We start from the raw sequence: 11625 nt of genomic DNA, 5'->3' as shown, positions 1-11625 counted from the left end.
CGTACGGCCAGCAGCCGCCCTACGGCCAGCCCCAGTACGGCATGCCGCCCCAGCCCCCCGCCTCCGGTGGCGGCGGCAAGAAGGCCGGGATCATCATCGGCGCGGTGGCGGTCGTCGCGGCCATCGGCGTGGGCGCGTACTTCGTGATCGGCGGGGGCGGCGGCGCGGGCGGCCTGGAGGACGACGGGGCGCACAAGCTGACGACGCCGGCGACGGTGCTCGGCGAGTACAAGCTGGCCGGCGAGGGCAACGAGAGCAGCGACTCCGACACCGCGGAGGACATGGAGAAGAGCGGCGTCAAGAACGGTACGGCCATCGTCGGGCAGTGGTCGACCGCCGACTTCAGCGGCTACGACCCCGAGGATCCCTCCACGCTTCCCGACCAGGCCGAGCTGCTGACCGCCAAGGGCATGACGATGGTGGGCGGTTACGGCGAGATCGCCGACCCCCAGAGCGTCCTGGACAAGTTCTTCGCCAACATCCAGAAGGAAGTCAAGGAGAGCTCGACCAGTGACACCGGCGGGATGCAGAACGCCGAGCTGATCGGCGACCCCGAGGAGGTCGAGATCGACGGCGCGGTCGCCAAGTGCCAGTCGACCAAGAGCACCAACGCGCTGACCAAGAAGGAGTCGACCGACTGGTTCTGCGCCTGGGCCGACCACAGCACGGTCGCCATGGTCTCGCCCGGTGACAACACCGGCACGGGCGTCGGCAAGGACACCGCGGTCGACCTCACCACCAAGCTTCGCGAGCAGATCCGCGTCAAGGTCTGACCGGCACCACATCAGCAACTCAAGGGGAACCCAAGCAATGAGCTACAACCAGCCGGGCCCGTACGGCGGGCAGCCCCAGCAGCCCGGGCCGTACGGCCAGCCGGGGCCTTACGGCCAGCAGCCGCAGACTCCGCAGCCCGGCTACGGCTACCCCCAGCAGACTCCCCCGCCCGGCCAGCCCGGATACGGCTACCCGCAGCAGCCCGGCCAGCCTGGCGTCCCGCCCCAGCAGCCCCCGTACGGCCAGCAGCCGCCCTACGGCCAGCCCCAGTACGGCATGCCGCCCCAGCCCCCCGCCTCCGGTGGCGGCGGCAAGAAGGCCGGGATCATCATCGGCGCGGTGGCGGTCGTCACGGCGATCGGCGTGGGCGCGTACTTCGTGATCGGCGGAGGCGGCGGCGGTGCGGACATAGCCGACGACGGCCCGCACAAGCTGACGACGCCGGCGACCGTGCTCGGTGGCGAGTACAAGAAGGGCGACGCCGAGAAGAGCGACGGCTTCGACGAGAACGACATGAAGGAAGCGGAGAAGAACGGCGTCAAGAACGCCAAGAACGTCGACGCGGTCTACCAGGCCGGGGACGAGAGCAATCCGCTCGCCACGAAGATGGTCCAGTTCATGGGTGTCTACGGCGAGGTCGACGATCCGGAGAAGGTCGTCGACGCCATGTTCGGGGAGATGGAGAAGAACGCCTCCGAGGACAAGGAGACCGAGGGCGAACTCGTCGGCAGCCCGAAGGCCTACGAACCGAGCGCTCTGGACGGCGGTGTCCTGAAGTGCCAGGAAATCAAGATCAAGAACAGCGACGCCTCACCTGGCGACGTGGCCTCCGGACCTTCGGAGATCAGCATGCCGGTGTGCATCTGGGGTGACCACAGCACGGTGGGCGTCACCATCAACACGGTGGTGGCCGACGTCATGGCCGGCAAGCCCGCCGACCTGGAGAAGGCCGCCGAGCTGACCGCCAAGTTCCGCAAGGACGTCCGCGTCAAGGCCTGACGCGACGCGTGCGCACGCGAAAGGGGCCCCGGCACCGGCCGGGGCCCCTTTCGCGTCACTGCCGAGGCGGCGGTTACGCCGTCTTCTGCTCGCCCGAGCCCCGGCCGCGGGCGTCGCGGGGGATCAGGGTGGGGTTGACGTTGGAGAGGACCACGTCGGCCGTGATGACCACGCGGGCGACGTCCTTGCGGGACGGGACCTCGTACATCACGCCCTGGAGGACCTCCTCCATGATGGCGCGCAGGCCTCGGGCGCCGGTCTGGCGGAGGATGGCCTGGTCGGCGATGGCCTCCAGTGCCTCGCGCTCGAAGTCCAGCTCCACGCCGTCGAGTTCGAACAGGCGCTGGTACTGCTTCACCAGCGCGTTGCGCGGCTCGACCAGGATCTGGAGCAGGGCCTCGCGGTCGAGGTTGTGGACCGAGGTGATGACGGGGAGCCGGCCGATGAACTCGGGGATCATGCCGAACTTGACCAGGTCCTCCGGCATGACCTCCTCGAACTGGTCCTTGGACTCCCGCTCCTGCTTGGAGATGATCGTCGCGCCGAAGCCGATGCCCTTGGCTCCCGCCCGGCCCTCGATGATCTTCTCCAGTCCGGCGAAGGCGCCGCCCACGATGAACAGCACGTTCGTCGTGTCGATCTGGATGAACTCCTGGTGCGGGTGCTTGCGGCCGCCCTGCGGCGGGACGGAGGCCGTGGTGCCCTCCAGGATCTTCAGCAGGGCCTGCTGGACGCCCTCGCCCGACACGTCGCGCGTGATCGAGGGGTTCTCACTCTTGCGGGCGACCTTGTCGATCTCGTCGATGTAGATGATCCCGGTCTCGGCCTTCTTGACGTCGTAGTCGGCCGCCTGGATCAGCTTCAGCAGGATGTTCTCGACGTCCTCGCCGACGTATCCCGCCTCCGTGAGCGCCGTGGCGTCGGCGATCGCGAACGGGACGTTCAGCATGCGGGCCAGGGTCTGGGCCAGCAGGGTCTTGCCGGAGCCCGTGGGGCCCAGCAGGAGGATGTTGGACTTCGCCAGCTCGATGGCGTCCTCGCGGCCCTGCGCGCCGCCGTTCTCGCCGGCCTGGACGCGCTTGTAGTGGTTGTAGACGGCGACGGAGAGGGCCTTCTTGGCCGCCTCCTGCCCCACCACGTACCCCTCGAGGAACTCGTAGATCTCGCGGGGCTTGGGCAGCTCCTCCCAGCGGACCTCACTGGTCTCGGCGAGCTCTTCCTCGATGATCTCGTTGCAGAGATCGATGCACTCGTCGCAGATGTACACACCGGGCCCTGCGATGAGCTTCTTGACCTGCTTCTGGCTCTTGCCGCAGAACGAGCACTTGAGCAGATCGCCGCCGTCACCGATGCGTGCCACGGTGTGCTTCCCCTTCGCCTGGGAGTCGCCTGGACGCGGGCGTCCGGCGGCTCCTGGTGCTGCCTTATGTCCGACGGTACCTTGCCTGGCCCCCCGTTCGGGCCCCCCTTGGCACGGTTCACTTTGACGTGGACCGTGCCAAACCGTGCCAAGGGGCGGCAGACGTTACACCCCCGCCCCGCGTCAGCGCAGGCTGGAGTTGTCCATCTTCCGGGTGGTGATGATCTGGTCGATCAGGCCGTACTCCAGCGCGTCCTCGGCCGTGAGGATCTTGTCGCGCTCGATGTCCTCGCGGATCTTGTCCAGCGGCCGGGTGGAGTGCTTGGCCAGCATCTCCTCCAGCTGGCTGCGCATCCGGAGGATCTCGTTGGCGGCGATCTCCAGGTCGGAGACCTGACCGCGGCCGGTCTCGCTGTACGGCTGGTGGATCAGCACGCGCGCGTTCGGCAGCGCCATGCGCTTGCCGGGCGTACCGGCGGCCAGCAGGACGGCGGCGGCGGAGGCCGCCTGGCCCATGCAGACCGTCTGGATGTCCGGCTTCACGTACTGCATCGTGTCGTAGATCGCCGTGAGCGCGGTGAAGGAGCCGCCGGGGCTGTTGATGTAGACCGAGATGTCCCGGTCGGGGTCCATCGACTCCAGGCACAGCAGCTGCGCCATGACGTCGTTGGCGGAGGCGTCGTCGATCTGCACGCCGAGGAAGATCACGCGCTCCTCGAAGAGCTTCGCGTACGGGTCGTACTCGCGGATGCCCTGGGAGGTGCGCTCGACGAAGCGCGGGATGACGTAGCGGGACTCGGCCGAGGGGCCGGTGTACCGGCCCTCGGAGGCGGCGGGCGTGCGGTCGTACAGGCCGCTGCCGGGGAAGCTGTTCACGGTTTCTCCTGAAAGGGGCTGAGGCGGTCGGCTGGGGCTGCTGGGGCTGTTCACCGGGCCCGGGGGCCCGGCGGGGCGTCCACGGGGCCGCGAGGGCTCCGCGAGGCCGCTCAGGCCCCGGTGCCGCCGCCGCCCGGCATGCCGGCGGCCGTGGCGATCACGTCGTCGATGAGGCCGTACTCCTTGGCCTCGAAGGCGTCGAACCAGCGGTCACGGTCGGAGTCGCGGGTGATCTGCTCGACCGTCTGGCCGGTGTGCTGGGACGTCAGCTCGGCCATGCGCTTCTTGGTGTGCAGCAGCCGCTCGGCGTGGATCTTGATGTCCGAGGCCGAGCCGGCGAGACCGGCGGACGGCTGGTGGATCAGGATCTCGGCGTTCGGCAGCGCGAAACGCTTGCCGGGGGTGCCGGCGCTCAGCAGGAACTGGCCCATGGAGGCCGCCAGGCCCATGGCGATCGTCACCACGTCGTTCTTGATGTACTGCATGGTGTCGTAGATCGCCATGCCGGCCGTGATGGAGCCGCCGGGACTGTTGATGTACAGGTAGATGTCCTTGTCCGGGTCGGAGGCAAGGAGCAGCAGCTGCGCGGTGATCTTGTTGGCAATGTCGTCGTCGACCGGCTGGCCGAGGAAGATGATCCGCTCGCCGAGCAGCCGGTTGTAGACCTGGTCGCCGAGGCCACCACCGATGGAGGGCTCGCCGGCGGCTGAGGGCATCAGATTCGTCACGTATCCACCTGCTCGTCTTACGACGGCGCCGGGCCGTCTCACGTTTCCCTGCGGGGGGCCTCCGGCGGTTGCGCCGTGGTATTCCGGCCCCGTATTCATGGACCCTAACGCGGTGGCTCCGCCGGGGAATCCCGGTAACGGGGGTGTTCGCCGGGGGCGTAGAGGGGTGTACTTCGCGGTGTGCCCGGCACGGAGCGCCGTTCGCCTTCCCCGCGGGGGTCACCGGTCCGCGGGCGGCTGCGGCCCGGCGGGGCCGGTCGCGCCCACGCGGCGGAGCCGCTCACGGCCACGGCCCCGCACCCCTGGGATCGGACAGCGGGCCCCGGGTCACTACGTACCCGGGGCCCGCTGGACGTTCGTCGGAGACGGTTCGAGGGTCAGCCCTCGTTCTTCTCCTCGGCGGCGGCCTGCTCGGTGCCCTCCGCCTCGGCCTCGGCCGACTCGGTGGTCTCGTCCTCTTCCTCGTCCTCGAGGTCGACGATCTCGCCGTTGGTGTCCTTGACCGTGGCCTTCTCGACCACGGAGGCCAGGGCCTTGCCGCGGGCGACCTCGCCGACGAGGAGCGGGACCTGGCCCTGCTCGACGACGGCCTGGGCGAACTGGTCGGGGGACATGCCGGAGGAGGCCGCGCGCCGCATGAGGTGCTCGGTGAGCTCCTCCTGGTTGACGTTGAGCTTCTCCTGCTTGACGAGCTCGTCGAGCACGAACTGGGTCTTGATGCCCTTGACCGCGGCCTCGCGGGTCTCGGCCTCGAACTCCTCCTCGGTCTTGCCCTGGATCTCCAGGTACTTCGCGAGGTCGAGGCCCATCTGGCCGAGCTGGTGGTGCTCGAGGTTGTGCTTGCGGGTGTTGATCTCGTCCTCGAGCAGCTTCTCGGGGACCGGGACCTCGACCAGCTCGAGCAGCTTCTCCAGGACGCGCTCCTGGGCCTGCGTGGCCTGGTCGTACTGCTTCATGTTCTCCAGGCGCTTGCGGCTGTCCGCCTTCAGCTCCTCGAGGGTGTCGAACTCGGACGCGAGCTGGGCGAACTCGTCGTCCAGCTCCGGCAGCTCACGGGCGGCGACCTGGGACACCTTGACGGTGACCTCGGACTCCTTGCCGGCCGCCGAGCCGCCCTTGAGCTCGGAGGTGAAGGTGGCCTCGCCACCGGCCTCCAGGCCCTTCACGGCGTCGTCGATGCCGTCCAGCAGCTCACCGGAGCCGATGGTGTACGACACGCCGCTCGCGACGCCGTCCTCGAGGACCTCGCCGTCGACCTTGGCCTCCAGGTCGATGGTGACGACGTCGCCGTCCTGGGCGGCGCGCTCCACCGGGGAGGTGGAGGCGAAGCGCTCGCGGAGCTGCTCGACCGACTTCTCGACGTCCTCGTCGGTGACCTCGACGGCGTCGACCTCGACCTCGATGCCGGAGTAGTCCGGGATCTCGATGGTCGGGCGGATGTCGACCTCGGCGGTGAAGTTCAGCGTCTCGCCGTCCTTCAGCTCCGTGATGTCGACCTCGGGCTGGCCCAGCGGGCTCAGCTCGGCCTCGTTGACCGCGTCGGTGTAGAACTTCGGGAGGGCGTCGTTGACGGCCTCCTCCAGCACCGCACCGCGGCCGAAGCGCTGGTCGATGACCCGGGCCGGGACCTTGCCCTTGCGGAAGCCCTTCACCGTGACCTGCTGGTTGATCTTCTTGTACGCCGCGTCGAGGCTGTCCTTGAGCTCCTCGAAGGGCACCTCGACAGTGAGCCGAACCCGGGTCGGGTTCAGGGTCTCCACGGCGCTCTTCACGGTTCGGTCTCCTTGTGGCTGACTTCTCGGGTTCTGCCGGGACCAGAGAGGCCCGGCCGATTCGCCGCCCGGAGGACTTCAGAGACACACAGGGCGCGCAGTTTGCATAGTAACGGCAGCGGCTACGGCACCCAAAAGGCGATCATCGCTGCATGAGGCAGGTGGCTGGTCGGGGTGGCGGGATTTGAACCCACGGCCTTCCGCTCCCAAAGCGGACGCGCTACCAAGCTGCGCCACACCCCGTCTGGTGCGACACGTAGGGTACATGCACCCGGGCGGAACGGCCGCCGTGTTTCACGGGCACGGTGCCGCGTCGGGGCGGTCCGGAAACGGGGTGTGCGACGAGGGCGCACGACCCGCTACGATGCCTCTCAGTGCCGCGGTCACCGACGCGTGGCGCGCTCCGTGCGGGCGTAGCTCAATGGTAGAGCCCTAGTCTTCCAAACTAGCTACGCGGGTTCGATTCCCGTCGCCCGCTCTGTACGGCTCAGGGCCAGGTCGGAGGATCATTCCTCCGCCTGGCCCTGATCGCTTTCCGGGGCCCGGAACAGTCCGTCGCGCCGCCGGTGGCGCCGTTCGCGGTGCCGGGCGGCTGGAGCGGGCGGGCCGGGCTGCCGGGCCGAGGGGCGGTTCCCGGGGCGGCCCGGATCGTTTCCGCGCGGGGGCGGGCGGGGTCAGAAGCTGATCGAGTTGATCATCTCGGCTATCGAGTCCAGGAACCGCTGGATGTCGTCGGCCATGCCGGTGGAGGCGAGGAAGAAGCCGAAGAGGACGGCGACGACCGCCGGGCCGGCCTTGAGGGAACCGCCTCTCATCAGCACCACCAGGATGATCCCCAACAGCAGCACCACGGACAGTGAAATGGCCACAACTGATCACACCCTCGGTCGGTTCCGCTTCCCCGGCCCGGGCGACGCGACCCCGCGCACCCCGCCAGAACCATCGTGCCACCAACACGGCCGCCCTATGCGGCGGCTGACGCATCATCCGTCCCGGTGCGGACGGCACCGCCCGTGCGCGGCCGTCCGCCCGGGCCAACGGCACGGTGTCGCACGGCAATTCGAAGGAACACCCGCACAGGGAATTCAACCGGATCGTTTCCGTCTCCACACAACGCGTTCGCAGTTAATTCGAATTGTCATCGCAGATGCTCCGGCACCCCTTGGGTCGATACGGGAAAAAGACACCCAGGTCGGGACATACCACCGGAGTCGCCTGCCGGGCTTATGCGTGGATTGGTCCGGAACAATCATGACAAGGACGGTCCGAGCGCCAACCAAGTCCCTTATATGCACAGTGTGTTGGCCATCACGCCAATCATGCCGATCACTTTCCCCAATCCGGGGTACCCGAGCCGAATACCAGGAACGACGTCGAGCGTTTTACGAAATACCGAGGACGACGCTAGGGTGCCTCAGATGTTCCACGCTGCCTCGTCCCCCGCAAGCGCAGCGAGCTCCCCGATCGACTCCCCGAGTTCCCGCCGGGAGGGTCAGTGACGAACTCGCAGCGACCGTACGGCAACCGCAGAACGCCGCTCCCCCCGGCACAGTCACCGGCACCCGGAGTGCCGAGCCCACGCACGAAGAGCCCGCACACGAGGAGCCCGCGCGGCAAACAGCGCGACGCGTTCTTCGACAACGCCAAGTACCTGGCGATCGTGCTGGTGGCGGTCGGCCACGCCTGGGAGCCCCTCAAGGGCGACAGCCGGGTCCTGGAGGCGGCGTACACGGTCGTGTACACGTTCCACATGCCGGCCTTCATCATCATCTCCGGCTTCTTCTCGCGCAGTTTCGACATGCGGCCCGACCGGCTGCGCCGACTGATCACCGGCGTCGCCGTGCCGTACATCGTGTTCGAGACCGCCTACCCCCTGTTCCGGCGGGTCGTCGACCACACCCCCGAGCAGGAGATCAGCCTGCTCGACCCCTGGTACCTGACCTGGTTCCTGGTCGCGCTGTTCGTGTGGCGGCTGACCACACCGATCTGGAACGCGGTACGGCACCCGCTGCCGCTGGCCCTCGGCATCGCCATGCTGGCCAGTGCCACCCCCGGGATCGGCGACGACCTCGACCTGCAGCGCGTGCTGCAGTTCCTGCCGTACTTCGTGCTTGGTCTGTGCATGCGGCCGGAGCACTTCCACATGGTGCGCCGCCGGTCGGTGCGGATCGCGGCGGTGCCGGTGTTCGCGGCGGCGCTGGCCTTCGGCTGGTGGGCGGTGCCGCGGATGAACACCGCGTGGTTCTACCACCGTGACGCCGCGCAGGAGCTGGGCGCGCCGTGGTGGGCCGGCCCGGTCATGGTGCTCGCGATGTTCGGCTGCTCGCTGCTGCTGACCGCCTGCTTCTTCGCCTGGGTGCCGCGCCGCCACATGTGGTTCACGGCGCTCGGCGCGGGCACGCTGTACGGCTACCTGCTGCACGGTTTCGTGGTGAAGGCCGGCGACTACCAGGGCTGGTTCGAGCACTCCGTGCTGCACCGGCCGCTCGGCGAGATCGCCGTGAGCGTCCTGGCGGCGGCCATGGTGACCCTGCTGTGCACCGCCCCCGTACGGCGGACGTTCCGGTTCGTGATGGAGCCGAGGATGGAGTGGGCGTTCAAGCGGGACGCCGCCGAACCGGCCCGCGGACGCGAGCGGCAGGAGAAGAGGGAGACCCGCGAGAAGGTCTCCGCCTAGGAGTTCCCCTCCCCCTCACGGGGCCACGAGACCGAGAAGCGCGCGCATCCGCGCGTACTTCTCGGTCAGTCGCGTGCGGGTCGGTCCTTCCAGTACGGCGAGGCGGGCCGGGTCGGCGTTGTGCGCCAGGTCCGCCTCCTTCACCAGCAGCGCGCCGGGAGTGGCGAGGATCCGGGCCGCGTACGCCTCGGGCGGCTCCCCGGAGCGTTTGGTGACCGCGAGGACGATGTCCTTGGTCCGCCGGGTCAGGGCCGCCTCCTCCAGCCACCGCCGGGACAGCTTGTCGTCCTCGACGGCGTCGTGCAGCCAGGCCGCCGCGATCTGCTCCTCGTCGCCGCCGCGTGCCCGTACCCCCTCGGCGACGGCCCGGAGGTGTTCGGCGTAGGGCCGGCCCGCCTTGTCGGTCTGGCCGGCGTGCGCGGCGCGGGCGGTGGCCTCGATCTCGGCCAGGGGCAGCGGTGTCGTCTCGGTCACCCGCCCAGTGTGCACGGGTCAGCGGGCCGCCGCGGCCGTCGGGCCCTCGCGGCAGATCAGCAGCAGTGCCCGGTCGTCGTTGACGTCCTTGGCGACCGCCTCGATGAGGTGCCAGGCGGCGCCGTGGAAGCCGCCCGCGACATAGCGGTCGGCCTCGCCGGTGAGGCGGTCGATGCCCTCGACGATGTCCCGGTCGGAGGTCTCCACCAGGCCGTCCGTGAACAGCATCAGCACGTCCCCCGGGCGCAGCGAGCCCTTCACCGAGTCGAACTGGGCACCGTCGTACACGCCCAGCAGCGGGCCGTCGGCCGCCTTCTCCTCCCAGCGTCCGCTGCCCGCGCTGAGCTGGAGGCCCGGCGGGTGCCCGGCGGAGTAGAGCTCGTAGTCGCCGGAGTCCAGGTCGAGCACCAGGTGGATGGAGGTGGCGAAGCCCTCGTCCCAGTCCTGACGCAGCAGGTAGCCGTTGGCGGCCGGGAGGAAGGCGTGCGGCGGGAGGCTGCCGAGGAGACCGCCGAAGGCTCCGGAGAGCAGCAGGGCGCGCGAGGCGGCGTCCATGCCCTTGCCGGAGACGTCGGTGAGCACGACCTCCAGGGTGCGCCCGCCGTTGGTGCGGGCCGCGACCACGAAGTCGCCCGAGAACGACTGCCCGCCCGCCGGACGCAGGGCCATCTCCCGGTGCCAGCCGTCGGGGAGCTTCGGCAGCTTGCTCTGCACCCGGATGCGTTCACGCAGGTCGAACAGCATGGTGCCGCCGCGCCGCCAGGGCACGCCGACCCGGCTGCGGAACTGGGCGACGAGCAGCCCGAAGAAGCCGCAGGCTGCGACGGTGAGGACCACGCCCGGGGTGACCCGGGCCGCGCCCTCGGTGTAGGGGCCGAGTTGCACCGACTCCACGATCAGCGCGGTCGCCGCGGCGGCGTACAGGCCGAGCAGGCTCGCCGGGCGCAGCAGCAGGCCGCCGGCGACGATCGGTATGACCAGTGCGGCCGGCGCGCACCACACGGAGTTGGTGAGGGTCCCGGCCGCGATCAGCGGGACGGTGAGGAACAGTCCGGCGAGCGCGATCCAGTCGGAGCCGTCCCCGCGGAAGTAGTCGACGGCGCTCCGGCGCACGCCGACGCGGGCCCGGTGCCACTGCTTCTTCAACCGGGCCGTGAACGTGTCGGCTTCCGCGCGCCGCTCTCGTCCTGCTGCCATTAGTTCGGGACCCTATCCATCGGACCGGCCACTTGGCACGGGAGGTCCTGGTTGCCCCCTTGCCGGGGCCGACTTCACAGTCAACTTCACCGGACGCCGTCGCGGGGCCGCGTGGGAGAAATTGCCTCGCTCGTCCGGTACGGCCCTGGTAGGGATGGCTCATGACGACCGAGAAAACGGGCCCCGCAAACGGACTTCGCGTACTACAGCCGGAGGATTGGGACAAGTGGTACGCGAACCTGATCCGTGCGTTCGGCGGTGGCGAGGAGGCGGACGAGGAACGCGAGCTGTGGAACTCGCTCACCGAGCACGACCGTTTTCTGGGTTTCTGGGACGGCGACGAGTGCGTGGGGACGGCGGGCGCGTTCTCGTTCCGGCTGACCGTGCCCGGCGGTGACTCCGTGCCGGCCGCGGGCGTCACGGGCGTCAGCGTGGCCGCCACGCACCGGCGGCGCGGCGTGCTGCGGACGATGATGCGGCGCCAGCTGGACGACATCCGGTCCTGGGGCGAGCCGCTGGCGGTGCTCACGGCGTCGGAGCCGGCGATCTACGGCCGGTTCGGGTACGAGGCGGCCACCTTCCAGGTCAACGCCGAGATCGACACGAGTCGTACGGCTCTGTCGGTCCCGTCCGGTACGGATGACGTACGGGTGCGGTACGCGGCCCCCGCCGACGTGCTCGACGCGTGCGAGGCGGTGTACGCCCGGCTCGTGCCGGGCCGGCCGGGGATGCTCGCGCGGCAGCCCGGCTGGGAGCGGCTGGGGACGC

The 11625-nt window shown here is 69.5% G+C and carries 11 protein-coding genes and 2 tRNA genes; 5 read left to right on the top strand and 8 right to left on the bottom strand.

What is annotated here, in order from left to right; translation table 11 throughout:
• Together B7767_RS21900 and B7767_RS21895 are read left to right on the top strand one after the other, a co-directional pair.
• A partial coding sequence (locus B7767_RS21900; protein WP_085573712.1) for a hypothetical protein occupies positions 1–773 on the top strand: 773 nt, incomplete at its 5' end.
• Positions 774–810: 37 nt separating this feature from the next.
• A complete protein-coding gene (locus B7767_RS21895; protein WP_085573701.1) occupies positions 811–1773 on the top strand; it encodes a hypothetical protein in 963 nt (320 codons plus the stop codon).
• Between the two features lie 73 nt (positions 1774–1846).
• Here the strand turns inward: B7767_RS21895 and clpX are convergent, their stop codons facing one another.
• The 5 genes from clpX to B7767_RS21870 all read right to left on the bottom strand — a co-directional run bounded on the left by clpX (position 1847) and on the right by B7767_RS21870 (position 6752).
• Positions 1847–3133, bottom strand: a complete 1287-nt coding sequence (gene clpX / locus B7767_RS21890) for an ATP-dependent Clp protease ATP-binding subunit ClpX (protein ID WP_073931885.1) — start codon at positions 3131–3133, stop codon at positions 1847–1849.
• Between the two features lie 183 nt (positions 3134–3316).
• The gene (locus tag B7767_RS21885) at positions 3317–4009 is read right to left on the bottom strand and encodes an ATP-dependent Clp protease proteolytic subunit (RefSeq protein WP_053635736.1); all 693 of its coding nucleotides are present in this window, start codon (positions 4007–4009) and stop codon (positions 3317–3319) included.
• Between the two features lie 110 nt (positions 4010–4119).
• A complete protein-coding gene (locus B7767_RS21880) occupies positions 4120–4725 on the bottom strand; it encodes an ATP-dependent Clp protease proteolytic subunit (RefSeq protein ID WP_024887530.1) in 606 nt (201 codons plus the stop codon).
• 389 nt (positions 4726–5114) lie between these two features.
• Positions 5115–6509, bottom strand: a complete 1395-nt coding sequence (gene tig, locus B7767_RS21875; protein WP_085573700.1) for a trigger factor — start codon at positions 6507–6509, stop codon at positions 5115–5117.
• A 166-nt stretch (positions 6510–6675) separates the two neighbouring features.
• Positions 6676–6752: transfer RNA gene (locus B7767_RS21870), tRNA-Pro, on the bottom strand.
• Positions 6753–6916: 164 nt separating this feature from the next.
• On the opposite strand from B7767_RS21870, the gene B7767_RS21865 reads away from it, so the two are divergent.
• Positions 6917–6987 (top strand) — tRNA-Gly (locus B7767_RS21865).
• Positions 6988–7183: 196 nt separating this feature from the next.
• Here B7767_RS21865 and B7767_RS21860 read toward each other — a convergent pair.
• Positions 7184–7378 (bottom strand): hypothetical protein, encoded by a 195-nt coding sequence (locus tag B7767_RS21860; protein WP_004931346.1) that lies wholly within the window; start codon positions 7376–7378, stop codon positions 7184–7186.
• Between the two features lie 626 nt (positions 7379–8004).
• Here B7767_RS21860 and B7767_RS21855 point away from each other — a divergent pair.
• On the top strand, positions 8005–9186 hold the full coding sequence (locus B7767_RS21855) for an acyltransferase family protein (RefSeq protein WP_085573699.1): 1182 nt from the start codon (positions 8005–8007) through the stop codon (positions 9184–9186).
• A 15-nt stretch (positions 9187–9201) separates the two neighbouring features.
• On the opposite strand, the gene B7767_RS21850 is transcribed toward B7767_RS21855, so the two are convergent.
• Together B7767_RS21850 and B7767_RS21845 are read right to left on the bottom strand one after the other, a co-directional pair.
• Positions 9202–9660 (bottom strand): HD domain-containing protein, encoded by a 459-nt coding sequence (locus tag B7767_RS21850; protein WP_085573698.1) that lies wholly within the window; start codon positions 9658–9660, stop codon positions 9202–9204.
• A gap of 18 nt (positions 9661–9678) precedes the next feature.
• Positions 9679–10857: a PP2C family protein-serine/threonine phosphatase gene (locus B7767_RS21845; protein ID WP_085573697.1), complete on the bottom strand. Its 1179-nt coding sequence runs from the start codon at positions 10855–10857 to the stop codon at positions 9679–9681.
• Positions 10858–11018: 161 nt separating this feature from the next.
• On the opposite strand from B7767_RS21845, the gene B7767_RS21840 reads away from it, so the two are divergent.
• The coding region (locus B7767_RS21840; RefSeq protein WP_143652578.1) for a GNAT family N-acetyltransferase at positions 11019–11625 on the top strand (607 nt) is incomplete at its 3' end.

It is taken from the genome of Streptomyces sp. 13-12-16, assembly GCF_002114215.1.
Taxonomy (GTDB): domain Bacteria; phylum Actinomycetota; class Actinomycetes; order Streptomycetales; family Streptomycetaceae; genus Streptomyces.
Note: the sequence above shows the minus strand (reverse complement) of the source record. Positions and strands in the feature narration are given on the sequence as shown.

What these genes read in the sequence shown, in the direction of transcription:
- B7767_RS21880 (WP_024887530.1), bottom strand. Translation starts at nt 4,725, where the DNA reads ATGCCCTCAGCCGCCGGCGAGCCCTCCATCGGTGGTGGCCTCGGCGAC.
- B7767_RS21895 (WP_085573701.1), top strand. Translation starts at nt 811, where the DNA reads ATGAGCTACAACCAGCCGGGCCCGTACGGCGGGCAGCCCCAGCAGCCC.
- B7767_RS21845 (WP_085573697.1), bottom strand. Translation starts at nt 10,857, where the DNA reads ATGGCAGCAGGACGAGAGCGGCGCGCGGAAGCCGACACGTTCACGGCC.